This window comes from Acidianus manzaensis, assembly GCF_002116695.1.
Taxonomy (GTDB): domain Archaea; phylum Thermoproteota; class Thermoprotei_A; order Sulfolobales; family Sulfolobaceae; genus Acidianus; species Acidianus manzaensis.
Genome location: NZ_CP020477.1, coordinates 1,631,448 through 1,658,340, shown reverse-complemented (window position 1 = coordinate 1,658,340; position 26,893 = coordinate 1,631,448). Strand labels below are relative to the sequence as shown.

Sequence of the window (26,893 nt, the reverse complement as noted above, 5' to 3'; positions counted from 1 at the left end):
AAAATATACAAGTTCAGTGTTCAAAAGCTTATATGATAATCAATGGTTCGAAGTTAATACCATGTTCTAAGAATTATAGTACTTGTTGTACCTACTACGCCCTGAACACTTCTGATTTCATCAATTGTTTTATTAATTTCTGAGATATTAATTCCTCTAACTACTGCTATAATATCGTAATCTCCAGTAGTTTCAAAAACAGTTTCTATTCCTTGAATCTTAACTATTTTCTTAGAAATTTCTGGTGTTGAAATCTGTGGAGTAGATTTAATCATAACTATAGCTTTTATTTCATTTTCTAACTCATAATCTATTGTAAATCTTTTAATTACGCCTAATCTGATTAGTTTTTCTATTCTTTTCCTTACAGCGGCCTCGCTGATTTTCAAATCTTTTGCTATTAACGTATATGGAGTCCTAGCATTTCTTTTTAATGTTTCTAAAATTTTTAAATCATTTGAGTCTATTTTACTACTCATTAGATATCACCGTTCCATAACCTTTTAATGCATTATTAATAGAGTCAGAATCAAGTCCAGAGGCTATTACTACTTTTCTGACTCCAGATTCTATAGCACTTGCTGCCATTAATAGTTTTCTATTCATTCCAGCTCCTACTTTTTTTGATAATTCTTTAGCTTCCTCTGAAGTTAATTTAGAAACAACTGAATCGTTATATATTACACCTTTTACATCAGTTAGTAGTATTAATGCATCTGCCTTAGTAGCCTTAGCTATATTAAATGCCATCTGATCTCCATCAACATTTAGCATTGTTCCTTCATTAATATCTACCGCAATAGGAGAAATAACTATATAATCGATAAAATCTAACATCTTTATTAAAAATTCAGAATTAACTTGAGTTATTCTTCCAGTATATCCACCATCTATTATTCTTTTCTTCCCTCTTTCATCTATAATCATTATTCTCTTTTTTCTTTCTGCTTTCACTGAAGCATAATCGACTCCAGATATACTTAAGGCATATTTCCCATTTTTAACTAGGCTATTCACAATAGTTTTGCTAATAAAATTCATGACCATAACATATACATCTAACTCTTCTTTGCTAGTATACCTACTTTTTATCCCTTCTGGAGACGTAACAAAAACTGGCTCTATACCCATTTTCTTAGAATAATCACTAACTATATCCCCACCTCCATGAACAAAAAATAATTTACCTTGATATTGTAAAATGCTAGATATAACATTCTGTAGTGCATTCTTTATTACTCTTCCACCAGCTTTTACTACAATCATTATGCCGGCCTCAATGGTGCAATTTTCAAACCTTCATCTTCTGGAAATCCCTTAGATATATTAAAGTTCTGTATCGCTTGTCCTGCTGCTCCTTTTACTAGATTATCTATCGCTGAAAACATAGTTAATCTCATTATTCTTTTCTCTTGCGCAAAACCTATGTCTGCAAAATTGCTTCCTATAACATACTTTGGATCAGGATATGGATGTATGTTGCCCCTTATAATTCTGACAAACTTTTTACCACGATAATATTCTGCAATTTTTTTCCATATATCCATATCACTATAATCAGTATTTGTCCACATATGCGCTGAAGCAAGTGCCCCTCTTACACTGCTTATAGCATGAGGTACAATACTTACTTTCACTGATGAATTAGCTATTCTACTTAATTCTTGTTCTGCCTCTGCAGCATGTCTATGTCCTTCGGCTTCATAAGGTCTTATTGCGTTTTGCCTTTCTGGATGATGACTTCCTTCAGTAGGTTTCATTCCTCCTTCACTACTTGAGACTTTAACGTCACTTACAAATCTTAAATCGTCTGTAAACTTTCCTGCTATTGCTGGAGCTAAGGCTAATATAGTGGCAGTTGCATTACAACCTGGCGATGCAACCAATTTTGCACCTTTAAGATCATCATAATGCAATTCTGGTAATCCATATACTGATTTTTCTAGTAAATCTGGATATGGATGTTCAATGCCATACCATTTTTTATATACTGAAGGATCTTTTAACCTAAAATCTGCACTTAAATCTATTACCTGTAATCCTATTTCAAGCAATTTTGGAACATAATTTAATGATACCGTATGTGGCAATGCTAAAAATACTGTTTCTGCTTTATCGCCTATTTTATCTAATGAGAACTGTGTAAAGTTAGTATTTAATATACCTTTAAGGTTTGGATGAACAAGTGATATTGGTTTCCCTGCATATTCCCTAGATGTTATCATGGTTAATTCTGCCTTTGGATGCATTACTAGTAATCTTAGTAATTCTCCTCCTGTATAACCCGAACCGCCTATTACTGCTATTTTAACCATTATAGAAGAGAGAAGAGACTCTGTTTATAAATACTTATGATATGTTAATCTATGTAATGGAGTCAAATACTGACGAGCTAAAGAAATTTCTGGAAAATAAAATATCAAGTCTTAAAAAAGAGTTAGAATATTATGAATATTTACTTAGTTTATTGGAATCAGGATTTTCTCCAGTAAAAGGAAATAAGGGTAGTATAGACTATATTAAAAGTAGGAAAGGCGAAATTATTGCGGAAATATACTATACTCCTCCATATATGAAAATAATAGTTAAGAAAAAACTAACTATGTCTAAAGCGTATATGAATGCGCTAAGTAAAATTTTAGAAGATAGTAAAAATTCTGATAATATTGAATATAATATTATTTTTGATAAAGACGATCTGAAAGAAATTAGTTTAAATAATATCAAAGATGATTTATGTTATAATAAAGTCAAATTCGCTTTACAAGCAATTCTAGAAAGAGCATCAGTTTAATCTAGACAACTCTACTATAATAGGCCTTGGATCTCCTATGAAACGCACTAAAGCTTCACCCCTACCTAAAAATGAAAGGAAATCTTTAACTTCTTTATCATCTATATTTACAAATCTTTTAATCACATTATTCCAGAAATTTTTATCTCCATTATTCATTGCAACAAGCAAACCAACGTTATCTAAGTATATATTTTCCTCATTACCTAGATCTTCAATATTTTGAGTCGCCATTAGTATTGCTATTCCATGACCTCTACCTCTCTTTATTAAATCTGCAACTATTGGATAATCATTTTTTTCACTTTTTATTATACTCCATGCTTCATCTAAAACCAAAACTATTTTGATGCCGTTATCTACAGATGAAGAATATTTATTGTATATGTCAAGAATAATGGAATATATTATTAATTTTCTTAATGTTTCACTCTTAACTAGAGTTAGATCTATAACATTTAAACCATTCATTAATAAACTAGATATTTCTGATCCAAAATCAATTGATCTTAGTAATCTTATAATTTTAGATATTAGAAGATAAGTTGAATAATCAACTTGATTTTTCAATTTATTTTCTATGATATCCCAATTTAATTGATCAAGTTTCCCTTTAGAATACTCCTCTAATGAGTCATAAACTATTTTAAAAAATATTGAGCTCTCCAATTTGCTAAGATCAAATGAATTTGTCAGTATTTTTTCTATCTGCATAGCCTTAATCTGTATAGGCAATCTATCATTATTCAGTAGAGATATTCCATGGAATAACGGATTTAAAACTTTAAATTCCAGGTTCTTCTTCCTTAATCTTTCCTTTATATCACCTTTAGTATCAAATAACACTAAAGGAATATCTTTTAATATAGAGAAATTTATTGCAATATTAACTAAAAATTCCGTTTTTCCTGCACCAGTAGGACCTATAATTAACATATGAGGATTTTCAACTGTATCTATATTCCAAAATACTGAAGTTTTATGTATCATATCTTTACCTAATAATATCCCATCACTTCTTATCTCTAAGGAAGGTAACTTATCTATAGAAAAAGGAGTTAAAAAAGGGACTTGAGAAGGAATTGTAACTTTATTTGCCTTAGAAGGATTAAAAAATATAGCATTTTCTATTTCTTTTCTATTAGCCAATCTTGACTTTATATTTAAACCTTCTAAACCTCTACTTATAACTTCAGCAGATTGAATTACTTTATCTTTATTATCTCCATGAATAAATAAGTATATTTCGTATTTGAACGGATATTCTCCTTCAGATAATCTATCTAATAAGAAATTTATTATTTCTAACTCTCTTTTAGCTCTAGCATTAGAAGGATCAGAATCTATAACTACTCTTAGATTTTGGGATCTATTTAATAACATATCTCTATAATTATTTACATTAACATATTTTTTCTTGAATAATATATCTATCTGCGATCCTATCTGTAATATTTTATAAAATGATGTTATAGATGTTTTTAGACCCTCTTCACTTAAATCTCTATAATCTACTGGAATATCATAAACTAGCAAAACAGCAATAAATTCGTTTGATTTTTCTATGTAACCGTCTTCTATTTTAATAGCTTGAGTAGAGTTTTTAGTATTTAAAAACTTTATTATTTTTTGTATTTGATTTATATCAATAAATTTATTTCTATACAATACAAAACCTATAGGCAATAGCAAAAGTAAAAATAATAAATTTCTAAATATTACAGCTAGAATTATCGTGAGAACTACCATAAATATAGCTGCATAATTATCTTTGTCTTCCATATAAAGAATCAAGATTTTTAAAAAAGAGAGATAAACGAATCTATAATTCTATATTAGCATGAATTTGCCTTAAATCTTCTTCTGATTTACTTAATCTTATCATCAGTTCTGCAACTATACCATCTAAGAAAATCTGTGTAGTATCCTCAAATAACGTGCCTAAAGGCGCTAAAGGTTCAGTAATACCTAAAATTTGCCTAGCAAAGTAGTCTTCAAACTGCGTATATTTTGTCCTTCCAGGAACCTCCACAACTACGTCAGCTATTTTACCTATCGGACTATCTGCATAACTTGTTATTGCTATTAATTTAGCTTTAGTCTCTTTAGCTGCTTCAGCGGCAGTTAATATTAACTTAGTTCTACCTGAACCAGAAATAGCTATTGCTAAGTCTCCTTTTCCTATAGCTGGAGTAATAGTTTCACCTAATACATAAGAATTATAACCCAAATGAAGCAATCTCATTGCAAAACTTCTTCCAACTAATCCACTTCTTCCAGCACCCATAACTAAAACTTTTCCATTTCTATTATTTCTATAAAAATCTTCTAAAGTATCTACCATTTTTTTTACTTGCTCAGGCTTTATAACTTGAGCTGCCCTAATTACAAAATCAGCTAAGTCATACATAGTTTTTAAACTTAGGGGCAAATTTAGGACGGGAGAAGATGATGACAACAGATTTCAGCCAACATAATTTAAATTTCCTTATTTATAAAGTTTGTTTAAGGAGCGTTAAGTATCACGAATACTTTATCCCTCTAAATTATATAAACTCAAAATACTTATCGTTATTCGTTTAACTTATTTCCTTTAGATCAAAATAACTACACTAACTATATTTTGCAATATAGTTTTTAAAAATGGTATTTACATTTATATTAATTTTTAACATATTAACAAAGCTTATAAACCGTTTTTTGTTAACCATAAATTTAGGGCGAAAATGACGCAAAAACAAAAGACTTATACGTTTGGTGATATAATCATTCGTGAAGTTAAAAGTCGGTATTATGTCTATTTATCGAGGGCGTCGAGTACTGACGGAAAGGAACATTACATCGGTCCTTTAGACGACGTCTTTAAAAATTACGAAAAATTGAAATTGGGGGGGTGGGGGGTATCCCCCACATCCACAGTGGGCCCGCTGGGATTTGAACCCAGGATTACTACCGTGTGAGGGTAGCGTCCTAACCAGGCTAGACGACGGGCCCATGAAATACTTACTATTTTTAATATAAGTAGTAAGCTTCAATCTTAAATATTTTAAGTTTAGCAGCTAGAGAATTTTATGAAAGATTAATATATAATATTGAAATCAAATATTAGAAGTAACGTAATATCTATATAAAATAAAGCGTAAATTCTACTGGTCTAATTAATTTAGATATACTGAAATAACATTCATTAACCTATATTATCTGGAACTTCTACAAGTATTATAAAGCCTTCATTTAAATCTGCTAAATCTGGATCTATATCTATAACCTTTAATTTATCTTCAATAATCGACAAATCAAGTAATGAAATTTTAAAATCAGGATAGATTTTTCTGGCAATTATAAGATCTTTTTCTGCTTGATTTCTATTTTTTGTTATACTGAATATTCCAGCAGACTGTAATATTATTGTCCCAAATACTGACTTCATGATATTACTATCTTTTAGGCCTTATATATTCTTTCTTATTATAAGCTATGTATTCGAGGATTAAAAGATGTCTAATGTAAAAATCATATTTGGTCCATTTGGTGATAATGGAGTAACATCGTTACTTTATGAGGTAATTAATTCCTTGCCTAATAAATATGATATCAATATAGATATAGAGACAAATCTACTTTATGATTATATATCTCCTACAGTTGAAATAAACGGAAGAAGGGTTATCTTTGATTATTCAAATGAAGCTGAAGCAAAAGAAAAAATAAGGAAATTAATAAAAGGTGAACTAATAGATGATAATAAACCATCAAAAATAAAATTATTTCAAGATAACGTTTTCTCTGATGGTGTAGCAGTGTTTTAAACTACTTTGTATCATTTAACAACTTGTGTCTGTAGTTATTGGAGGAGGTCTAACTGGGCTTATTTTAGGAAAAAGATTCAATTCGATAATCCTTGAATTGCAACCTATAATAGGAGGAGCCTTTGCTAGCGATAAAATCGCAGATTTTAATATAACTATAATACCACCTATAGTAACTAATATTGAATTCTTTGAGAAACTATATAATGTTAAATATTCGACTTTTACACCAAACATAGTAGCAGAAAAGGAAAAGTACTTGAAAGAAAAAATTTGTAATGAATGTCCAGAATTACCTCAATGGCTATATTTCAAAAATAGTTATTGGATAGAAAATATAGATGACTATATAAACAATTTATCAAAAGGATTACATATTATTCATGAATACCCAACATCTATTCTAAAATCAAAAATAATTACTAATAAGGGAAATATTATTAATTTCGACAAAATTATAAATACTGCTTCCAGAATTTATATAGATAAACTCCTAGGTATAAAAGAAAATATTAGTTCGAAATCTCTATTTCTTCTTATTGCTTTAACGAACGATAATCAAGATTGGAATGTTTACATAAATGGACATTCAGGAGTTACCATTTCATTTATAATTCGTAAAGAAATTGGAAATAATATTTATGTTAACTATATATATGCATTTTTCTCACAAAAACTTCCAGATAATAAAAAAATCCTTAGTGAACTTAAAAGGCTAAAAATCATACCTCCAGAAAATATACTAGCGTTTAGAAGTCATGTAATAAAAGATGCTATACTTTATGGAAGAACCGAAGATAACGGAATCATTAACTGTGGTAGACTAGGTTTATGGAAAAATTTTACTTTAGAAGAATCGATAAATTTGGCCCATAGCTTGCAAATTTAACTGACATCTGATGAGCTTTCTTCACTGCATTTTCTATATCTATTCCGCCTAGTCTTAAAGTAAAATAATACCCTAAAAGAAAGTCACCATCACCAATTTCAAAGCTCCCTTTCACATCATTATTCATTGTGTATGTTTTTTCCTTTGTATAGACAGAGAATCCATCTTCTCCATAACTTATTATTATTTCTTTAAATCCTAACTTGAATAACTCATCTATAGATAATCCAGAATTCTTTTGCTCCTCATGATTAGCATGGATAACTAAATACCTTGAACTACTAGGAAAAGAGACTTTTTCATATTTAATCTCTTCTCCTTCTATACAATTCCTAATAAACCCTTGAATATCCACAGCAATTGGGACAGAAATATTAATTACATCTTTCATATCTATTTCATTGCACACAGGATTTATTATTATTCCATCAAGATTGTTTATAATTGTATAATCTATATTCATTTTCCTGATTTTCTTCTTAAGTTTTAACGTTCTTCCCTTTTCTTCTAATCTTATCTCAAATCTAAGATTCTCTTCTACATTGTCTACGTATTCTCCATATACATACTCTGGTGAATTAAATGTAAAATCCTTACCTTTAATGGTAAAAACATACGGTATACCTCCAGCTAAATATATTCCAAGGCTAGAATATATTGGAGCTCCTCCAGCTCGTTGAAAATAATTATTACCATTTATTATCTCATCTATAGTATAAGCGCCTAAAACTCCCACACTAATCTTCTTCATTTTCTTCTACCTTATCCTCATCTTCTTCAATCACTTCAGTAGGTCTTTTCTTAAGCCATAAACTATACTTATGAGCTATAAGATGATTAATTAAATCTTCTTTATTATAGAAATATGTACTGTAGTCTGGAATTCCTCCTTGCAAACAAATTGGATTACATTTTGGACAAGCATATATCTTTAAGTTATCGTCATAACAAACATCTACATCTTTTCCTTTAACGTTGACTTTCAATATCTTCCATTTTGGCAACCATCTAGTACTCATAAATACCAATTATATTCCTTTATTTTAATTCGTTTAAATAACTAACACCAAAGATAAAATAAAGTGATGTTCATGATACACCAAAAAGAATAATATGAACACTAATATAATCATACGTGAAGTTAAAAGTCGGTATTATGTCTATTTATCGAGAGCGTCGAGTACTGACGGAAAGAAGCGTTACGTCAACTCTTTAGATGACATAATAAAATCATATCTTAAAATGAAATATAATAGTTTAAGATATGGAGTACCTCCCAAAGTAGGCTAACTGAATTTGAACTATTACTAGCGTAATGGATAATTTTTCTTTATTTATTAATAGTTACATAGTACTATGTAGCTAACTATATATTGCTATATCTATATAGCTTATTCATTTTTTCTCTACACTGAGGGATTTTGACTGTCTACTTTCAATTTTACGTAAATTTTGGCAAAATTTAACGCTTGCCAACTGCTTATAAATCAAAATTAGCAAACGTAAAATTGACGAAAAAATGAACGAGAAAAAGACGAGATATAAGTATGGCGACATAATTTTACGTGAAAGAAAAGGTCGGTATTATGTCTATAAATTGGAAACGATAAACGGTGAGATAAAGGAACATTACGTCGGTCCCTTAATTGACATAGTTGAAACTTACGAAAAATTGAAATTGGGGGTGTGGGGGCTGACCCCCCACAGTGGGCCCGCTGGGATTTGAACCCAGGATTACTACCGTGTCAGGGTAGCGTCCTAACCAGGCTAGACGACGGGCCCATGAAATACTTACTATGTCATTAGTTAAAAAATTAAACTTAAACTACTCTGATACTATCTAAGATATCTGGATCATATATGGTAGCCTCTTTTATACCTAATCTTTCCTTCTCTTTGGGACTACTTATATACTTCTTAAAGATACTAATTGCACTTGCCTCACCATGATCTAGAATTATATTTTTAGGTTTTGGAGACATAGTTTGCAAGAATCTTAATAATTGCCTCCTATCAGAATGCCCTGAAAATCCATCAATTGGAACTGACTTCATATTAATTTGAATATTCTCTATTCTTCCATCTCTATTAATTATCTGAACTTCCTTAGCTCCATCCCTAACTTTTCTGCCCAATGTTCCCTCAGCTTGATAACTTACAAATATTATAGTATTCTTCTCGTCTGGTGCCATATTTTTGAAGAACTCTACTGCAGGACCTCCATTTAACATACCAGACGTTGCCAAGATTATAGATGGTCCATCTTGAACTATATCTTCATTATATCCTTCTATTCTTTTGAACGCATCTGAGATAAATGGATTCTCGTCTTTGTATAATATTGAATCTCTAACTTCTCTACTAAGCCATTCTGGATATGCAGTATGAATAGCTGTTACTTCATCTAATAAACCACTAATATATACCGGAACTTCGGGTATTAGTTTATTTTTTATTGCCTCATTGATTATTAACATCATTTCTTGAGCTCTTCCTACAGCTAAAACTGGTATCAAAACCTTACCTCCTCTATTTATTGTTTCATTTACAGTATCAATCAACAATTTTTCTGATTCTTCTCTATTAGTTTGTTCTTTAGTAGCATATGTTGTTTCCATTATTAAAGTATCAACTTTAGGAAATTCGTTAACAGCTCTATCAAGCAATTTTGTCTTTGCAAATTTAAAATCACCAGTATAGACAACATTATGTAGTCCTTCTCCTATATGAAGATGAGCCATCGCAGAACCTAGAATATGCCCAGCATTATAGAAAGTGAGCCTTACATCTGGAGCTATATCTGTAACTTCTCCATAGTCTAAAGTTATAGTGTGTAATAGCTCTTTCCTAACTTCTTTGGCAGAATAAGGTAAAGGTCTTCCATCTTTTTCTGCTACATCTAGTAAATCTAATTGCATCAATGCCATTATATCTCTAGTAGGCGGAGTGGCATAGACTGGACCTTCATAGCCATATTTAAATAAATATGGAACCATTCCACAGTGATCTAAATGAGCATGAGTAATTACTACTGCATCTAAATCCTCTAACCTTAATTGATCTATATCTAATTTAGGATACATTCTCTCTCCGAAATTAACGCTTGGATTTACTCCCACATCTAAAAGTATTCTACTTTCTGGAGTTTCTACTAGAATAGCCGATCTTCCTATTTCTTGAAATGCACCTAATGCAGTTATCCTTACATATCTGTTTTTGAAAATTAAGTCTCTATGAATTCTTTCTCCAAATGTTTTAAGAATCTTAGACCTATATGCTGTTTCATTATATATTTGAGTTACTACTCTTTCAATAGTTTTTGATTTTAATGGTGGTTCTCTTATTATTTCTGGCTTCCAAAAAGTCTCTAAAAATATTTTTTGTTGAATAGCGCCTCCTTTTCCAATAACAAGGCCAGGCTTCTTAGCCTTTATAAGAACTTCGCCTAAATCTTCGTCAAACTTAATATCAGCAATTTCAGCCTCTGCTGGAACTATTTGCTTTATCACTTCTATAGTTTCTTTCTCATCCTTTCTAACACTTTTATCTGCCTTTATTACTATTCTCTTTTTAATTTCTCTAGCAATCTTTTTGATAATATCTACACCATTAATTATAAAATTTGGATTCTTAACATAGACTGCTATTTCAGGTCCTTCAAATTCTATTCTTGTTATTTGTGCATCTTTTGGTATTCCATTATATATTGCAGTTAGTATTTCTATTCTACTTGACACATAAATCACCAAATATTTTGATTAGAAGCAGAACGTACGATATAACATATACTTTATTAATATTTAAATCTTGTTAATTCAATATGGAAATTAACACTCACGTGATAGACTTACCAGAACGCATCTACATTGGTAATGGAATAATTTCAAAGGTTCCAGAATATTTTGATCAAATTTGCCTTAAAGAACCTTACCTTATAGTAACTGGAAAACACGTAAGAAAGATAATAGTAGATAAAATTACAAAAGAATTTAAAGATTATGATATTATTGAAGTAGAAGATGCTAATTTAGATGAGGCAAATAAAGTTGAGGAATTAGCTAAAAAATTGAAATCAAACGTAATTATAGGAATAGGAGGAGGCAAATCAATCGACGTAGCAAAATTTACAGCATTTAACTTAAATAGAAAATTTGTAAGCATACCAACTGCGCCATCTCATGACGGAATAACATCACCTTTTGCAGCTATTAAAGGCTTAGGAAAACCAGTATCAATGAAATCAAAAGAGCCAGTAGCTATAATTGCTGATATAGATATACTTAGTTCCGCTCCTAAAAGATTAATAAATTCTGGAATCGGAGACACATTAGGCAAAATAGTAGCAGTTAGAGACTGGAAACTTGCAGCTAAACTTAGAGGAGAATACTATGGAGACTATACAGCATCTTTAGCATTACTCTCAGCTAGACATGCAATGAATACCACCAGAATAATAAATAGGGATCTTACTTATGGGGTTAGATTATTAGTAGAAGCACTAATCAGCAGTGGAGTCGCTATGGCTATGGCAGGAAGTACTAGACCAGCTAGCGGATCTGAGCATCTTTTTGCTCATGCAGTAGAAATGCTATATCCAGAAGGGCCATTACATGGTGAATTAGTTGGAGTAGGAACTATAATAATGGCTTACATTCATGGCATAAACTGGAGAGAAATAAAAAAGGCATTAAAAAGAATAGGAGCTCCAACTAATGCAAAACAATTAGGAGTACCTGATGAGATTATAATAAAAGCATTAACTATTGCCCATACTATAAGACCAGAAAGATACACAATACTAGGAGATAGAGGTCTAACTAGAGCTTCTGCAGAAAAAGTAGCTAAAGAAACTGGAGTTATCCCTTAAAAGTTTCTTTATTATATGTTTCAGTATACGTTACTGCACTTTCTGGTAATACATAAGTCAAAATATCTTTAGCTAAGATATATTTCCTAGTCTGCAAATCCTCTAGTAAGAAGTATTCCTTAGGAATGCTTATCTTTACAGATTTCTTATCTTCTGATAATTCTAGACCTATTTTATTATTCTCCCCAAACCACCTATCCAATAAAGATTTTAGTTTCTCAACATCATCTTTTACTACCTTTACTACCTTTACGTGATATAGAATAGTTTTACCAGCATAAGGGTGATTTAAGTCCAAAATAACTCTACCACCACTCACGCTTTTTACTGTAGCATAATTTCCATCTTGCAGTCTTATTAACATATTAGGATACGGATTTACGCCTTGTCTTTTTAATTCTCCCAGAGAGACTATTTTTACTTTAGAAGGATCACGTTCACCGTATGCCTTTTCTGGTGGTACCTCAAAATCCTTTTCTTCATTCTCATTGAAATTATATAAAGCCTCTTCCAATCCTTGTATTACTCTATGTTCTCCTAAAATAACTAACAAAGGCTTATATTTCTTTTCAGGATTATAAATATTAGCTTTCTTAGCTTCCTCTTCATTTGTTGTATCTATTACTTCACCTGTATCTTTTATTTTACTAGTATAGTCTATATAGAGAAAATCATTATCCTTAAACATAACGCTCTAATGACTGTTATGATAGTGAGCTTTAAATTTACTTATCCAATAGTAGGACCAAAATACTTAGTTTTTTTATGTAGAAAAAAATCTACTCATATGGACTATAATATTAAAGATATAGGACTAGCTGAACAAGGCAAAAAACAAATTGAATGGGCAGAAATGCACATGCCAGCCCTAATTAACGTCAGACAAGAATTATCACAAAGAAAAAGCCTAAAAGGAATTAGAATCTCAGCAGTACTTCACGTAACTAAAGAAACTGCAGCATTAGTCAGAACATTAAAAGAAGCAGGAGCAGAAATAGCATTAGCAGGAAGTAATCCATTATCCACTCAAGACGACGTAGCTGCTGCACTAGTAAAATACGATGGAATAAAAGTATTCGCGTGGAAAGGAGAAAATGATACAGAATATTATAATAATATGACTGAAATACTAAAATATGAACCTAATATAATAATGGATGATGGTGGAGATCTACATGCGCTTATTCATGAAAAATACTCTAATTTAAATATCATAGGAGGAACAGAAGAAACCACAACAGGAGTCATAAGACTAAAAGCAATGGAAGAAAATAAAGTAATAAAATATCCCGTTATAGCGGTAAACAATGCATTCACTAAATATCTTTTCGATAACAGAATTGGAACCGGACAAAGTGCAATAGACGGTATAATAAGATCTACAAACATATTAATAGCTGGTAAAGTAGCAGTAGTAGTAGGTTATGGATGGGTAGGAAGAGGAATAGCACTTAGAATGAGAGGAATGGGAGCCAGAGTAATTGTCGTAGAAGCAAGCCCATTAAGAGCATTAGAAGCAGTAATGGATGGATTCGACGTAATGCCAATGTCAAAAGCTGCAGAATTAGGAGAAATATTTGTAACAGCAACAGGTAATATAAACGTAATAAGCAAAGAACATATTCAAAAAATGAAAAATGGAGCAGTGCTAGCTAACGCAGGGCACTTTAATGTAGAAATAGACGTTAAAGGACTAAAAGAAATAGCAAAATCTGTAAGAAATATAAGACCATTCTTAGACGAATATACTCTACCTAATGGAAACAAAGTATATCTATTAGCGGATGGAAGACTAGTAAATTTAGCAGCTGCTGAAGGACATCCTAGCGAAGTCATGGATTTAAGCTTCTCAAATCAAGCATTATCAGTAGAATACTTAATTAATAATCAAGGAAAATTAGAGAAAAAAGTTTACAATGTCCCACAAGAAATAGATGAAAAAGTAGCATTTCTGAAATTAAAAGGAATGGGAATAGAAATAGAAACAATGACAGAAGAGCAGAAAGACTACATGAAACAATGGAAATATGGTACGTGATTTTTTTACGTAAGTCTTAAAAATGATTAATTCTTAATATTGTAACGTGGGCCCGTAGCTCAGCTAGGTAGAGCGCCCGGCTCATAAAGTTTGGTGGAGTTCATTGAGAGACCGGGTGGTCGAGGGTTCAAATCCCTCCGGGCCCATGAATTAAATATATGACCATTTTCATCTCCATTTATATAAAAATTTTAATTATGTCGTAAACAGAAATTTATTCTTAAACTTATTCTTATTAATTAATTGAATAACATAGCTTTAGGTAATTATAACAGTTTTAATATTATATAATAATATATATAGAATATAAACTATATAGGGAAAATATATATAACATATAGCGAAATTCCAAATATGGCAATAGAGATAGGACAATCTATAATAGATTCAGTCATAGAGAATTTAGGGCTACTAAGCTATCTAGGAAATACTACTTATCAAATTGTGAAACAAGAACAATGTACAATGGAGTATGCAAAAAACCTAATCAGCAAAAATCGCGGTTCTAATAAAGTATACCAAGTATACCCTTCTTTAATATCGCCATATGAATTCGTTACTAGAGCAGTAAAGCTAGATGTTGGAAATATGAGATCTTATTATAACGATATAAGTCACATTATAAGACATGGAATATTAGTAAAAACGACTAAAGGAGAAAGAACTTTCCTAGCCTTTATAGGAGGTTATGATAAAGGATGGACAAATTCTATTTTTTCCATCAAAATATATAATGGTGGTAATGCCTATAGGACAAAATTCTCTTCCAAATTAGCACCTAGAATATTTAACTCTAATACTGGATTGATTGTTATTCCTACTACAAATAAAGGACCAGATGATTGGGTTAATTTTAGAAATCCAATACAAGAAGTCTGCCAACAGCAACTTTTCCAACAAGGTGAACAATTATTTATAGACTCAATGCTTCAATCTGTATGGCAAAATGCTATAGGAGAAATTAGTCAATCATTTCAAACTTTTTCAAAGAATATAAACGTAGTTTATTTTGCTGGAATAATGAATTATATTCTACAAATTCAAGTTTTCTTATTTCTTAATTTTATGAAATATAGTGTACCAACCGATTCTGTAATAGTATATAATGAAACAGCAAAATACTGGAATTTAGACTCAGATATACAAGGATCTCTGGAAGGTATTTCTTCAATGACGCCTTCAATGACTCCAGGATTTCAGCTTGCAAGAAAACTTGAAGACGTATTCAATTTACCTACATTAATCACATTTCCTAACATTCCTTCTACCCTTAATTATGTTACTACGCTAAGCTTATCCTCAGCTATTGATTCTTTTAATAGAGTAGTTCAGGAAGGTTATAAGTTAGATAACTTTCCGATAATTGTTGGTGCACCAGTTTTAGGTTCTATGATCTGTAGTAATGATTGCAATAATTCTCAAGGTTTGATCGGATTTCTCAGCGATAATTTATTACCTGAATTGCCAGTTCCAAGTGCATGGCAGAAGTTTCAATCTAAATATGATATTTTAATTCCACCGCCTCGCTCTTATAACTGGGATGATATTTTGGTGTGGGCCCAAACTCAAGGTATGGATATTTCAGCATTAAGTACTGCTGTAGATGCTATAGCAATTATCCAAGATGCTGTAAGGAAAGTTGCACAAGAAATTGGTGCTACTGAAGAGGAATTAGGTGATATTGCTAAGGATATTGAAATTGGACCGGAGGTTATAGAGAGAGGTACTGAAAATATTGCTACAGATATTTACAATATGATTAAAGGTTTTCTTTAAGAGATTTCCTTAATATTTACCAAAAGAATGCATTAGATATACTGAAATTGTAAAGATGAACTAAAAATTAGACAAAAAGACGTTGTAGATAAAGGGGTTTTGATTTTATTTTTATCGTTATAACTTTATGAGTTATTTGTAAATTAACGTTTTTCTCTTTATAATTGTTCATGCTAAGTCCAGAATATACAAAGTAATATTTCAGCATCTATAGAATATCTGTAAATAATGAATTTTTATTTTTAAATTTAAATACTTTTCTCTTCATATTTTAGAATCTAGTTAAGTTATTAGGAATGTGAAACCTTAACTTTTTAATGCTTCAAATAGTAGGTTATTTAAGTTAATAGTCATAAGAATATGGATAGTTGTAAAATTTAATAAATTTTCTTATTGACTAAAGTTAAATGCTTATAAGATTATAGTATACTAGCAAATAATTTCTTTTTTATTATTTACTATTAAGAGGTTCTCGTTGAAAGAGATTGGACATACTAGGTATGTTATCTAAAAATAATAAATTGTTAAGTTAAAAGTTTTAATTTAGTAATTTAGTTAATTTAATATAAAAATAAAGAGTTTAGTATATTAGAACCTTGAAAGAACTGCTGATTCGTACTCTGGATCGATCTTTACGTTTAGTATTTTTAGATTTTCTTTTTTCTCGTTTAGGGCACTCTTAAGATCTGAATAAGTATATATAGTATAAGCTCCTAATGCTTCTAGTTCTTTATCTAAATTTACTGTAAATTTAGATTTTCCTATAGTTGGCACGTCTGCTTTTGTAGTATCTAAATATGTTGCTCCTTCATCATTAAATATAATAATTGTTCCTTTTGCTGATTTATGCCTTGAGTAAAGCAAGCTAAGGTTTTTAGAAACTGAGTATATATCTGTTATTCCTAGCGCATTTGAATCTTCAGCTTCTAGTACTCCTGCTATTCCTATTCCTTTTGCTAATATGCTTTCGCTTGTAAACCATACTGGAGCATCAATTGGATATCTTATCATATCGAATGTTGTAGATGATATATCCACAAATATTTTACTAAACTTAAATTGTTGTAATAGTCTTACTATATCATAAGGCCATAAGTCTACGTGGCCTTTTAGTGTTATTGGTTTTTTATTTACTTTTATTTCAGTTTGTATTCCTCTATCAATTTTTTCTTTTACTTTCTGTTTGAGTATAGTAATTAGTTCTTTTAGGAATAATCCAGTATCTGCAACTATTGGAAGGTGTGGCATTAATACTTTTCCTATATCTTCTCCATCTATGTTATTGTGCATTACGAATCCTTTATATTTCATACTCCATCCTCCAGTAGATAGTTGAGTTAATCTAGTACCTAATAATAATATTGAATCTGCTTCAGAAAATATCTTATTTCCTACTTCTGTTCCTATTAATCCTAATCCTTCTCCTGCATATAATGGATTTGATGCTGGAAAGCTACCTTTACCTTTTATTGTAGTTATTACTGGAATATCTAATAATTCTGCTAATTCTATAAGGTCTTTATAACTGCTAGAGGAGATAACTCCATATCCTGCTACTATTACTGGAAGTTTAGAATTGCTTAATACTTCGGCTGCTTTTGCTACTGTGTTTTTGTCTGGTGTTCTTTTTTCAGGTTTTTGTTCTGCTGGTGATAGAGGATATGCTTTTAGTTTAAACAGATCTTCTGCTATTTCTACTAATGTTGGTCTTGGTCTATTGCTTAAAGCCTCTTTATTTGCCTTTTCTACTGTTACTGTTATTTCTTCAATACTTACTACTTTTTCTCTTAATTTAGTGATTTGACTTAAAGTTGTAGATAAATCATCTGGAGTTCTAAGTTCTCCAACTCTTGCTCTTCCTGTATCTCTATATGATCGTAAGCTCGAAATTATTAAAAGAGGAATGGAATCCATATAGGCTTGAGAAATTACATCTAAAGCTTCGAAAATTTGAGTTCCAGGTATTTGAATAACTACGCCTGGCATATTGTTTTCCATTGCATATGTTTCAGCTAACATTACAGAGTCTCTAGCATTAAGAGAAATATCTTGCTTAATCTCATATTGTTCTAATCTTTCTTTTACGTTTTCTGGTAACGTTATAGAAGAGAATATCTTTTTTGTGCCTATTTCTTTGAGAACGTAAGCAAGTGCTTCAATGCCGTTCATTTCTTTTCCTACTGTCTCTTCTTTTCTTTTGGGTTGACTCAAATAATCACCAAGAATTATAGGTTACTTAAAAAATTTAAATTTAAGAGCCGGGGACGGGATTTGAACCCGTGGAATAACGGGTCTCTACGACCCATGCACTGCGGCCCTTAGCGCTATCGATGGGATAGTGCCGCCTTAGCCACTCGGCCACCCCGGCATTTAATAAATATTAACGGTAAAAATTATAAAGTAATTGCATTTCATATGTCTGTGAATTGGTTTGATTAGTTTTAGTTCAATAGGAGAAGCTTTAGAAAAATTAAGAAAAATTATAGATTTTGTAATAATAGGAGATACAGTAGTGGAACTAGTTTTAAATAAAAAAGGAACTGATAGTGATATTGATATTTTTCCAGTAGATACAAGTGTTTTTGCTGAGGAAGATAAGATTAGAGAGTTTTGTAACGAAAACGGATGGGATTATGGATCTACTCCATTAGATACACCTAGATTAATAGTTCCATTAAATGAGGGACAATTACAGATAGATATATATGATAATATTCAAGATTTCTTTGTTCCACCAGAAATTATTTCGAATGCGAAAGAGACAAAAATTGGAAAATATGAATTTAAGGTTATACGGTTAGAAGATTATATTCTACTTAAAGCTAATGCGTATAGAGAAGAAGATGAGAAAGAGCTAAAGGATCTTCTAGATATTATAGGTAAGAAAAATATAAAAATAGATAAAAAATATCTTGAATGTCATATAAATCTATTTGAAGAAAACAGTAGTAGTATAAAAGAAAGGCTTAAAGATATTGGTTTTACGCTTTCTTAGTTGGTAGTTCTTTCTTCTTTGGTCTTAAGTTTTTACTATGGCACCTTCTGCACTTAGTAGCTTTTAATGAGTTCAATGCTCCACAGTTTCTGCATACCTTTTTTAGGAAGACTCTCTCTTGTACAATTTTTATTTTTTCAGGATCTGTTAGAGGCATTTATATATCCGCTACTTATATATCTAACTAGTTCATAAATATTGCGGTAAAGTGGAGCGTGAAGTTTAGATGAAAATTCCGCTTGATTATTTATGTGTTAAAAGTGGGTTGCTTTGTAATAGATGTCAAAGTCTTGTAGACAGTGGTGAAGTTGACCCTTTTGAGGTTAAAGTTATGGAAGCATTATTGGAGTTAGAGGATACACAATTTAAGGAGCTAAAAGATTCCACTTATTATAAGAGTATCAAAGTTAACAATCTTTTAATTCTTTTAGTTGGTAGTGGTCCTTCTATGACTATACAAAAATGGATTAAAGTTGCTAAAGCTTTGCAAGATAAATTAGGAATGAAAGTAAGAATAATAGAAAAGTCAAGCAATATTAAAAGTAGTGCGGTCCAATTATTATCTCCAGCAAGAGTTTTAGGAGTTAATACTGTATGGTTACCTGATGGATCAGTACAGTACGTAATAAGAGTGTCAAGGAATGAAAGAAGATTATTGCCAGCTGATGCTGTGTCATTAGAATCAATTTTATCAAAAATACATGATACTAGAGTAAGGATAAGGGTAGAGTAAATGCTCAAAAGTCACTTCGTATCGGATATTACGCCAGAGTTAGATGGAAAAGAAGTAACGTTAGCAGGATGGGTGCATAATGTTAGAGATCTAGGAGGAAAGAAATTCATACTACTTAGAGATAATTCTGGTATTGGGCAAGTAGTCCTTGAAAAAGGAACTGAGCCTTTTGAGATTGCTAAAGATATAACTCTAGAGTCAACATTAACTGTTAAAGGAATAGTAAAGGCAGATAAGAGAGCTCCTAGAGGGGTAGAAGTACATGCTAAAGAAATACAAATACTAAGTACAGCAAAGACTCCTTTACCTTTAGATGTATCAGGCAAAGTTAATGCTGATATTGATACTAGATTGAGAGAAAGATTATTAGATTTAAGAAGGTTAGAAATGGAATCAGTAATTAAAATTCAGTCAGAAGCAATAAAAGGATTTAGAGAGTATTTATATTCTCAAAGATTTGTAGAAATTTTTACTCCAAAAATTATTGCTACTGCAACAGAAGGAGGAGCCCAATTATTTCCAGTTATTTATTTTGGAAAGGAAGCATTTCTTGCTCAAAGTCCACAGCTTTACAAGGAATTATTAGCAGGTGCAGTAGAAAGAGTTTTTGAAATAGCTCCTGCATGGAGAGCTGAGGAATCTGATACACCATTTCATTTGTCTGAGTTTTTAAGCGCTGATATAGAGATGGCATTTGCAGATTATAACGATGTAATGAATATAGTAGAAGACACAATAATAAATATGATAAATAAAGTAAAGGAAAAAAATGTAGAAGAATTAAAGATATTAAATTACGAATTGCCTAATATTAAAAAACCGATAAGAAGAATTACATATTCAGACGCAATAGAATTACTACAGAAATCTGGAGTAAAAATAAAATTTGGTGATGATATAAGTACACCAGAATTAAGAACATTAAACAAGGAATTAGGAGAAGACTTGTATTTTATAACTGATTGGCCAGCATCTGCTAGACCTTTCTATACTAGAAGAAAACAAAGCAATAGTGAATTGAGCGAAAGTTTCGACTTAATTTATAGATTTGTAGAAATTGCATCTGGAAGTAGTAGAAACTACAGAAGAGAAACGTTAGAGGAGGAGCTGAAATTACGAGGACTTAATCCTGTTAATTTTGAATTTTTCCTAAAATGGTTTGACTATGGTATGCCACCTCACGCTGGAGTAGGAATAGGTGTACAAAGATTAATGATAATGTTTACTGGAATACAAAACGTAAAAGAAATAGCATTATTCCCTAGAGATAAGAAAAGATTAGTACCCTAAGTTATTTTTCTTGCATCTATATTTAATAACTCAACCAAAAATACTGTTGCATACATACCTCTATCAAGGGCAAAAGTTATCTGATTTTTATTTATTTTTAAATTTCTTATTTTCATAAACGCTTTTCTTTCTAGTTTAGGCTTATTTATTTTAAGCTCGTCTATTTTGAACGCATTATCGCTCAAATTTTCTTCTTTATAAATTTCTTTACATTCTTGACTGCATTTACTTAAGTCAGAATATATTCCTAAGTATGAGTTCTCTTTATCCTCAATTTTTTTCATTGTCCTAGATAAAAGTTTATTAAATAAATAACTCTGATAAGCCTCAACGTAAAAACTCAAAGGTATAAAAGAGCTTTTTAATGCTTGATAATAATTTCCAAATTTTATTAAATTTCTAAGTATTATTCTTTCTTGTTTAAACTTCTTTGGCATTATTTCTAATGCTTCTTCGTATTTATGTTCTTGAATTAATTTCCTAGATTTTCGCATTATTTCTGACTCAGTGTAAAAAGGAAATGAAATTATACTCATTACTGCATTGTACCAATCTCTTTGAACTATATAATATCCTACCACGTGTGTAATAGGTCTTCTAGTGCCAAATCTTTGATATCCAATAAATGCAGGTAGATAAGGATTTTTAGAGATTATACTTATTCTGTTTTCTATCTCTTTCACAGAATCTGTATTTAGAGTTATCTCAAAAATATTCCCAGTATGATTGAATTTAGAATTAGCATAACCAATAAAGGTAAGTTTTAATCCAGAATTCTCATACTCTTGAATTTCAGCTGGTGAATTAATATATACTATTTGCTTAGTTATTGCATTTGCATCTTTAATTCCTATATAGTGAACTTTCTTTCTTAATACCTTATTTAATATGCTGATTGCAGTAAAATGATCTATATCTTTCTTTTCTAATATGTATACCGCATACTTGCCAGAAGAATTTCCTTTCCATTCTTCGCATGATTTATACGATATCTCTTCCGTAACTTTAAAACCGTCTGGTCTTGGTATTTCAGCATTTATTTCTTCCCAGTCATAATAATGCGATTCTATTCCTACAATATTATCAATATAATTTAAAGTAATTTCAAATCACCTGTTATTGGATCTATTTCTGAGTCCTCAGATGGACCTATCCCACCACATGTTATTGTACCTGGTTGTAATTGAGTTTTACCTGCATCAGATATTATACTAACTGGTAACCCATTTGATTTAGCTTTTTGAATTCTATCTAATAATTCTTCTAAATTATTTACTTTTACGACGATTTTTGGCTGACCTTCATCTATCCATTCATATAACCATGATTTCCATTTAGTATTATTTGAATTTAAAATATCTAAAACTAAACTTACTGCTGCATGAGCTACTTGAGCTGCTATTTTTCCTTTTCCCATCTTTACGTCTGATCTAACAACTATTACCATTTTCATACTGGTCAATAATCTGACACTTTTATAAACTCTGCAGAGTTGTTATAAAAGGGAATAAAATTGTCAATTAAACTTAGCTTAAAAGAGGAAATAGAACCACCAGTATGTAGTAGTTGTGGAAGAATTATTCATCCAAGAGAAAAAGGAGTAGAATTTTATTGCCCAAACTGTGGAGAAATATTAATTTTAAGAGATAAATATTGCAGATTACAAGGCGTAGAATACACATGCCCTAAATGCGGATTTACAGGACCTTAAGGTGTAAATTATGACAGATGTACTAGTAGTATTAAAAGTATATCCAGATAGTGATGAAATTGACCTAGATCAATTAGCTAATACTATAGGAGGAAAATTACCTGAAGGATATTCAGTAATGAGAAAAGATACTGAACCAATAGCTTTTGGATTAAAAGCTTTAGTATTGTATATAAAAATGCCAGAGCAAACAGAAGGAGGAACAGATACGTTAGAAGAAATAGCCTCTAACGTAGAAGGCGTAAGTCACGCAGAAGTAGTAGGAGTAACGAGACTAGGTTTTTAAATAGGTTAATCTCTTTTATTTAGTTTGCCATATATTTTAATGGAGATTAATATTGAGTGCGAATTCTACTGAACAACCTAGAAAACGTGAGCTTATATTAAAAGTAGTTGAAGCAAGACAAAAAGATGTAGGAAGAGGAAAAGTAAGAATAGACTTAGACTTATTATCACAAATAGATGTAAGCCCAGGAGATATCATAGAAATTGAAGGTCAAAGAAAAACTGCTGCAATAGCCTGGCCTTTATCTGCCGATGACATAGCAGAAGAAAAAGATATAATAAGGATGGATGGAATAACTAGAAAAAACGCTGGAGTATCTATAGGAGATAAAGTAATAGTAAGAAAAGCAAATGTAAAACAAGCAACTTCTGTTAAATTAGCACCTTCTAATTTCTCAATTACTGTAGATCCTGGATTTGTAGCATATGTTAAAAAGAAATTAAAAGAGTTCCCTATAGTAGAAGGAGATACGGTATTAATCCCTGTATTAGGCCAAGCAATTCCTTTTACGGTAATTCAAGTAAGACCAGCTGGAATAGTTACAGTAACTGATGAGACTAGCATAAACATAAGTGATAAGCCGTTAGAACAAACTAGATATCCAAGAGTTACTTACGAAGATATAGGCGGAATGAAAAATGTAATACAAAAAATTAGGGAGCTAGTTGAATTACCTTTAAGGCATCCAGAGTTATTTAAAAGATTAGGAATAGAACCACCAAAAGGTATATTATTGTATGGACCTCCAGGAGTAGGAAAAACATTACTAGCAAAAGCTGTAGCCAATGAAACAGATTCCTACTTTACTTCCATAAATGGACCAGAAATAATGAGCAAATTCTATGGTGAAAGTGAACAAAGATTAAGAGAAATATTTGAAGATGCAAAGAAGCATTCTCCATCAATAATTTTCATAGATGAAATAGATGCGATAGCCCCTAAAAGAGATGAAGTTATAGGAGAAGTTGAAAGAAGAGTAGTAGCCCAATTATTAACATTAATGGACGGCTTAGAAAATAGAGGTAATGTAATAGTAATAGCTGCTACTAATAGACCTAATGCAGTAGATCCAGCATTAAGAAGGCCTGGCAGATTTGATAGAGAAATAGAAATTCCATTACCAGATAAGCAAGGAAGATTAGAAATCTTGCAGATACACACTAGAAATATGCCATTATCTAAAGATGTAGATTTAGAGAAATTAAGTGATATAAGCCATGGATATACTGGAGCAGATTTGGCTTCACTAGTAAGAGAAGCTGCAATGAATGCATTAAGAAGATATTTGCCAAAAATTGATATAACACAAGATAAAATTCCTCCAGAAATACTAGAAATGATGGAAGTTAAAATGGAAGATTTCATGTCAGCACTAAAGGAAATAGTACCTAGCGGAATGAGAGAAATTTATATCGAAGTACCAGAGGTAAAATGGGAAGACATAGGAGGACTAGATGACATAAAAGAGGAATTAAGAGAAGTTGCAGAATATCCATTAAAATTCCAAGAGTATTATGATATAGCAGGAATAGAGCCACCTAGAGGCATATTATTATTTGGACCTCCAGGTACTGGAAAAACAATGCTAGCCAAGGCAGTTTCAACTGAAAGCGGAGCTAATTTCATAGCAATAAGGGGACCAGAAGTATTATCAAAATGGGTGGGAGAAAGCGAAAGAGCAGTAAGAGAAATCTTTAGAAAAGCTAGAATGTATGCTCCTTCAGTAATATTCTTCGATGAAATTGATGCTATAGCACCAAGTAGAGGAATATCTTCAGATACTGGAGTTACAGAAAGATTAGTGAACCAGTTATTAGCAGAAATGGATGGAATAGAAAATCTAGATAATGTTGTAATAATAGCAGCTACAAATAGACCAGATATATTAGATCCAGCATTACTAAGACCAGGTAGATTCGAAAAATTGATATATGTTCCACCACCAGATAAACAAGCAAGATATGAAATATTAAAAGTCCACACAAAGAAAGTCGTCTTAGGAGAGGATGTTAATTTAGAAGATTTAGCAGAAAGAACAGAAGGATATACCGGAGCAGACTTGGCTGCGTTAGTTAGAGAAGCTGCAATGATAGCAATAAGAGAAGGAATGAGAGACTGCATCGAAAAAATATCTAGCGAATGCCAACCTTTAGATAAGGATTGCCGTGATTCTAAAATGAGAGAATGTATGAGAAATACCAGCATAAAGGTAGAAATGAAACACTTCGAAGATGCTTTAAAGAAGGTAAAGCCATCAGTATCTCAAGAGATGTTACAATTCTATCAGACCTGGGTAGAGAAAGCAAGACAACAACTACCTAGACAAGTATTAAAGCCTAGTACTTTCACGTGATGTATATGTGGAGAGAAATACCTTTAACCTATGCAGTTCTGGAAAAACTTAGAAAAATAGATAGACCAATAAAAGACGATGATTTATATTCCGAAGTTAAAAAAGATCTAGATTATGAAGTACCTTTTTCAGACTTTCTAAGAAGTTTAATGTCTTTAGAAATTAGAGGATATATTTCAGTCTCATTAATTAAAGAAAATAATAGGATGATAACATATCTTAAAAATAACGAATTAGATTAAAATTTTTAAGGTGACGAAAAATAGGCGTTGATCTATCTAGTCTAGTTGACGAAATAAAAAGAGAAATTCAACTGTCAGAAATTAAAGGTAAAAAAATAAGTATAGATGCATATAATGCAATATATCAATTTTTAACTGCGATTAGGCAACCTGATGGAACGCCATTAATGGATTCCTCAGGACGCGTGACAAGCCATCTTAGTGGAGTTTTTTATAGAACTATTAGCCTTTTAGAAGAAGGCGTAATACCAGTATATGTATTTGATGGCAAACCTCCAGAAATGAAGAGTCAAGAATTAGATAGAAGAAGGAAAATAAAGGAAGAAGCAGAAAAAAAGTTGCAAAAAGCTAAAGAAGAAGGTAGTACAAGAGAATTAAAAAAATATTCTCAAATGAGTACAAAGTTAACTAATGACATGGCAGAAGAAAGTAAAAAATTGCTTACTGCAATGGGGATACCTATTGTGCAAGCACCTAGTGAAGGAGAAGCAGAAGCTGCATATTTATGCTCTTCTGGTTATACATGGGCTTCAGCTAGTCAAGATTATGATTCGTTATTATTTGGAGCTAAACGCTTAGTAAGAAATTTAACTTTAACAGGAAAAAGAAAACTTCCAAATAAAGATATATACGTAGAAATTAAACCAGAAATAATAGAGTTAAATGATTTATTAAATAAATACGGAATAAATAGAGAACAATTAGTAGATATTGGCATTCTAATTGGTACTGATTATGATCCAGAGGGAATCAAAGGAATAGGAAGTAAGACAGCATTAAGAATAATAAAAAAATATGGTACGATAGAGAAAGCAGTAGAAAAGGGTGAAGTACCTAAATATATCCTAGATTTAGATCTGGAGAAAATAAGATCATTATTCCTAAAACCTGATGTTAATAATCCAGAAGGGTCTTTGGAATTAACAGATCCAAATAAGGATGAAATAATAAATATATTGGTAAACGAACATAATTTCAATGCAGATAGAGTTAATAATGGAATAGAAAGGTTAATTAAAGGAATTAAAGATACTAAGGGTTTAAGTAGACAAACGGGACTAGATCAATGGTTCTAAACATTTAGATAATTAGGTTTAAATGTTACATAGG

31 protein-coding genes and 4 tRNA genes are annotated in these 26,893 nt (G+C 31.1%); 18 read left to right on the top strand and 17 right to left on the bottom strand.

Annotation, left to right across the window (positions count from 1 at the left end; genetic code table 11):
• Positions 1-53: 53 nt before the first annotated feature.
• From lysM to argC, 3 genes are read right to left on the bottom strand one after another with little or no spacing between them, the layout of a single operon-like run.
• Entirely contained in the window at positions 54-479 is a 426-nt protein-coding gene (gene lysM, locus B6F84_RS08260) for an HTH-type transcriptional regulator LysM (protein ID WP_148691797.1), read from the bottom strand.
• Entirely contained in the window at positions 472-1,266 is a 795-nt protein-coding gene (locus B6F84_RS08255; RefSeq protein ID WP_148691796.1) for a [LysW]-aminoadipate/[LysW]-glutamate kinase, read from the bottom strand. Before B6F84_RS08255 ends, lysM begins: the two co-directional genes overlap by 8 nt.
• The gene (gene argC, locus B6F84_RS08250) at positions 1,266-2,315 is read right to left on the bottom strand and encodes an N-acetyl-gamma-glutamyl-phosphate reductase (protein ID WP_148691795.1); all 1,050 of its coding nucleotides are present in this window, start codon (positions 2,313-2,315) and stop codon (positions 1,266-1,268) included. Before argC ends, B6F84_RS08255 begins: the two co-directional genes overlap by 1 nt.
• A gap of 56 nt (positions 2,316-2,371) precedes the next feature.
• Between argC and B6F84_RS08245 the strand changes: the two genes are divergently transcribed.
• Entirely contained in the window at positions 2,372-2,794 is a 423-nt protein-coding gene (locus B6F84_RS08245) for a hypothetical protein (RefSeq protein ID WP_148691794.1), read from the top strand.
• On the opposite strand, the gene cedB is transcribed toward B6F84_RS08245, so the two are convergent.
• Entirely contained in the window at positions 2,786-4,576 is a 1,791-nt protein-coding gene (cedB, locus tag B6F84_RS08240) for a DNA import protein CedB (protein WP_148691793.1), read from the bottom strand. The genes B6F84_RS08245 and cedB overlap by 9 nt on opposite strands.
• A gap of 40 nt (positions 4,577-4,616) precedes the next feature.
• Positions 4,617-5,204: a 6-phospho-3-hexuloisomerase gene (gene hxlB, locus B6F84_RS08235; RefSeq protein ID WP_148691792.1), complete on the bottom strand. Its 588-nt coding sequence runs from the start codon at positions 5,202-5,204 to the stop codon at positions 4,617-4,619.
• Between the two features lie 316 nt (positions 5,205-5,520).
• On the opposite strand from hxlB, the gene B6F84_RS08230 reads away from it, so the two are divergent.
• Positions 5,521-5,754, top strand: coding sequence for a putative integrase (locus tag B6F84_RS08230; RefSeq protein ID WP_148692876.1), 234 nt, complete (start codon positions 5,521-5,523; stop codon positions 5,752-5,754).
• Here the strand turns inward: B6F84_RS08230 and B6F84_RS08225 are convergent.
• Positions 5,714-5,788, bottom strand: a tRNA-Val gene (locus tag B6F84_RS08225). The two genes, B6F84_RS08230 and B6F84_RS08225, sit on opposite strands and share 41 nt — an antisense overlap.
• Before the next feature lie 193 nt (positions 5,789-5,981).
• The gene (locus tag B6F84_RS08220) at positions 5,982-6,224 is read right to left on the bottom strand and encodes a hypothetical protein (RefSeq protein WP_148691791.1); all 243 of its coding nucleotides are present in this window, start codon (positions 6,222-6,224) and stop codon (positions 5,982-5,984) included.
• A gap of 67 nt (positions 6,225-6,291) precedes the next feature.
• Between B6F84_RS08220 and B6F84_RS08215 the strand changes: the two genes are divergently transcribed.
• Both B6F84_RS08215 and B6F84_RS08210 read left to right on the top strand, forming a co-directional pair.
• Entirely contained in the window at positions 6,292-6,603 is a 312-nt protein-coding gene (locus B6F84_RS08215; RefSeq protein ID WP_148691790.1) for a hypothetical protein, read from the top strand.
• A gap of 25 nt (positions 6,604-6,628) precedes the next feature.
• Positions 6,629-7,492 carry a hypothetical protein gene (locus B6F84_RS08210; protein WP_148691789.1) on the top strand — a complete coding sequence of 288 codons (864 nt, stop codon included), beginning with the start codon at positions 6,629-6,631 and terminating at the stop codon, positions 7,490-7,492.
• Here B6F84_RS08210 and B6F84_RS08205 read toward each other — a convergent pair.
• Together B6F84_RS08205 and B6F84_RS08200 are read right to left on the bottom strand one after the other, a co-directional pair.
• Positions 7,446-8,243, bottom strand: coding sequence for a carbohydrate kinase family protein (locus tag B6F84_RS08205; protein WP_148691788.1), 798 nt, complete (start codon positions 8,241-8,243; stop codon positions 7,446-7,448). The two genes, B6F84_RS08210 and B6F84_RS08205, sit on opposite strands and share 47 nt — an antisense overlap.
• Positions 8,230-8,511 (bottom strand): hypothetical protein, encoded by a 282-nt coding sequence (locus tag B6F84_RS08200; RefSeq protein ID WP_148691787.1) that lies wholly within the window; start codon positions 8,509-8,511, stop codon positions 8,230-8,232. Before B6F84_RS08200 ends, B6F84_RS08205 begins: the two co-directional genes overlap by 14 nt.
• 94 nt (positions 8,512-8,605) lie before the next feature.
• Between B6F84_RS08200 and B6F84_RS14265 the strand changes: the two genes are divergently transcribed.
• Together B6F84_RS14265 and B6F84_RS08190 are read left to right on the top strand one after the other, a co-directional pair.
• Entirely contained in the window at positions 8,606-8,782 is a 177-nt protein-coding gene (locus tag B6F84_RS14265; protein ID WP_148691786.1) for a putative integrase, read from the top strand.
• 229 nt (positions 8,783-9,011) lie between these two features.
• Complete coding sequence (locus B6F84_RS08190; protein ID WP_187152659.1) at positions 9,012-9,218, top strand: putative integrase; 207 nt, start codon at positions 9,012-9,014, stop codon at positions 9,216-9,218.
• Here B6F84_RS08190 and B6F84_RS08185 read toward each other — a convergent pair.
• Both B6F84_RS08185 and B6F84_RS08180 read right to left on the bottom strand, forming a co-directional pair.
• Positions 9,200-9,274 (bottom strand) — tRNA-Val (locus B6F84_RS08185). The two genes, B6F84_RS08190 and B6F84_RS08185, sit on opposite strands and share 19 nt — an antisense overlap.
• A 38-nt stretch (positions 9,275-9,312) precedes the next feature.
• On the bottom strand, positions 9,313-11,229 hold the full coding sequence (locus B6F84_RS08180) for a beta-CASP ribonuclease aCPSF1 (protein ID WP_148691785.1): 1,917 nt from the start codon (positions 11,227-11,229) through the stop codon (positions 9,313-9,315).
• Between the two features lie 83 nt (positions 11,230-11,312).
• Here B6F84_RS08180 and B6F84_RS08175 point away from each other — a divergent pair, with 83 nt between their 5' ends.
• Positions 11,313-12,359 carry an NAD(P)-dependent glycerol-1-phosphate dehydrogenase gene (locus tag B6F84_RS08175; RefSeq protein WP_148691784.1) on the top strand — a complete coding sequence of 349 codons (1,047 nt, stop codon included), beginning with the start codon at positions 11,313-11,315 and terminating at the stop codon, positions 12,357-12,359.
• On the opposite strand, the gene B6F84_RS08170 is transcribed toward B6F84_RS08175, so the two are convergent.
• The gene (locus B6F84_RS08170; RefSeq protein ID WP_148691783.1) at positions 12,349-13,047 is read right to left on the bottom strand and encodes an FKBP-type peptidyl-prolyl cis-trans isomerase; all 699 of its coding nucleotides are present in this window, start codon (positions 13,045-13,047) and stop codon (positions 12,349-12,351) included. The two genes, B6F84_RS08175 and B6F84_RS08170, sit on opposite strands and share 11 nt — an antisense overlap.
• Before the next feature lie 99 nt (positions 13,048-13,146).
• On the opposite strand from B6F84_RS08170, the gene ahcY reads away from it, so the two are divergent.
• The 3 genes from ahcY to B6F84_RS08155 all read left to right on the top strand — a co-directional run bounded on the left by ahcY (position 13,147) and on the right by B6F84_RS08155 (position 16,173).
• Positions 13,147-14,397, top strand: a complete 1,251-nt coding sequence (gene ahcY, locus B6F84_RS08165) for an adenosylhomocysteinase (RefSeq protein WP_148691782.1) — start codon at positions 13,147-13,149, stop codon at positions 14,395-14,397.
• A 48-nt stretch (positions 14,398-14,445) separates the two neighbouring features.
• Positions 14,446-14,543 (top strand) — tRNA-Ile (locus B6F84_RS08160).
• Between the two features lie 208 nt (positions 14,544-14,751).
• Positions 14,752-16,173, top strand: a complete 1,422-nt coding sequence (locus B6F84_RS08155; protein WP_148691781.1) for a hypothetical protein — start codon at positions 14,752-14,754, stop codon at positions 16,171-16,173.
• Between the two features lie 588 nt (positions 16,174-16,761).
• Here B6F84_RS08155 and B6F84_RS08150 read toward each other — a convergent pair.
• Both B6F84_RS08150 and B6F84_RS08145 read right to left on the bottom strand, forming a co-directional pair.
• Positions 16,762-18,384, bottom strand: coding sequence for a thiamine pyrophosphate-binding protein (locus tag B6F84_RS08150; RefSeq protein WP_148691780.1), 1,623 nt, complete (start codon positions 18,382-18,384; stop codon positions 16,762-16,764).
• Between the two features lie 45 nt (positions 18,385-18,429).
• A tRNA-Cys gene (locus B6F84_RS08145) sits at positions 18,430-18,541 on the bottom strand.
• 63 nt (positions 18,542-18,604) lie between these two features.
• On the opposite strand from B6F84_RS08145, the gene B6F84_RS08140 reads away from it, so the two are divergent.
• On the top strand, positions 18,605-19,168 hold the full coding sequence (locus B6F84_RS08140; protein WP_148691779.1) for a nucleotidyltransferase: 564 nt from the start codon (positions 18,605-18,607) through the stop codon (positions 19,166-19,168).
• On the opposite strand, the gene B6F84_RS08135 is transcribed toward B6F84_RS08140, so the two are convergent.
• The gene (locus tag B6F84_RS08135; protein ID WP_110380245.1) at positions 19,155-19,325 is read right to left on the bottom strand and encodes a 50S ribosomal protein L40e; all 171 of its coding nucleotides are present in this window, start codon (positions 19,323-19,325) and stop codon (positions 19,155-19,157) included. The two genes, B6F84_RS08140 and B6F84_RS08135, sit on opposite strands and share 14 nt — an antisense overlap.
• A gap of 69 nt (positions 19,326-19,394) precedes the next feature.
• Between B6F84_RS08135 and B6F84_RS08130 the strand changes: the two genes are divergently transcribed.
• Positions 19,395-19,901: a transcription elongation factor NusA gene (locus B6F84_RS08130; RefSeq protein ID WP_148691778.1), complete on the top strand. Its 507-nt coding sequence runs from the start codon at positions 19,395-19,397 to the stop codon at positions 19,899-19,901.
• Positions 19,902-21,191 carry an aspartate--tRNA(Asn) ligase gene (gene aspS / locus B6F84_RS08125; protein ID WP_148691777.1) on the top strand — a complete coding sequence of 430 codons (1,290 nt, stop codon included), beginning with the start codon at positions 19,902-19,904 and terminating at the stop codon, positions 21,189-21,191. It abuts the gene before it with no gap.
• Here the strand turns inward: aspS and truD are convergent.
• Positions 21,188-22,294 (bottom strand): tRNA pseudouridine(13) synthase TruD, encoded by a 1,107-nt coding sequence (gene truD / locus B6F84_RS08120; protein ID WP_148691776.1) that lies wholly within the window; start codon positions 22,292-22,294, stop codon positions 21,188-21,190. The two genes, aspS and truD, sit on opposite strands and share 4 nt — an antisense overlap.
• Positions 22,285-22,644, bottom strand: coding sequence for a peptidyl-tRNA hydrolase Pth2 (gene pth2 / locus B6F84_RS08115; protein ID WP_148691775.1), 360 nt, complete (start codon positions 22,642-22,644; stop codon positions 22,285-22,287). The genes truD and pth2 overlap by 10 nt, the downstream gene beginning before the upstream one ends.
• Before the next feature lie 60 nt (positions 22,645-22,704).
• On the opposite strand from pth2, the gene B6F84_RS08110 reads away from it, so the two are divergent.
• The 5 genes from B6F84_RS08110 to fen are packed head-to-tail and all read left to right on the top strand — an operon-like array spanning position 22,705 to position 26,859.
• On the top strand, positions 22,705-22,902 hold the full coding sequence (locus tag B6F84_RS08110; protein ID WP_148691774.1) for a zinc finger domain-containing protein: 198 nt from the start codon (positions 22,705-22,707) through the stop codon (positions 22,900-22,902).
• 10 nt (positions 22,903-22,912) lie between these two features.
• Positions 22,913-23,188, top strand: a complete 276-nt coding sequence (locus tag B6F84_RS08105) for an elongation factor 1-beta (RefSeq protein WP_148691773.1) — start codon at positions 22,913-22,915, stop codon at positions 23,186-23,188.
• A gap of 52 nt (positions 23,189-23,240) precedes the next feature.
• Positions 23,241-25,541, top strand: coding sequence for a CDC48 family AAA ATPase (locus B6F84_RS08100; protein ID WP_148691772.1), 2,301 nt, complete (start codon positions 23,241-23,243; stop codon positions 25,539-25,541).
• Positions 25,542-25,546: 5 nt separating this feature from the next.
• Positions 25,547-25,783: a hypothetical protein gene (locus B6F84_RS08095; RefSeq protein WP_148691771.1), complete on the top strand. Its 237-nt coding sequence runs from the start codon at positions 25,547-25,549 to the stop codon at positions 25,781-25,783.
• Between the two features lie 20 nt (positions 25,784-25,803).
• On the top strand, positions 25,804-26,859 hold the full coding sequence (fen, locus tag B6F84_RS08090) for a flap endonuclease-1 (RefSeq protein ID WP_148691770.1): 1,056 nt from the start codon (positions 25,804-25,806) through the stop codon (positions 26,857-26,859).
• Positions 26,860-26,893: the final 34 nt, after the last annotated feature.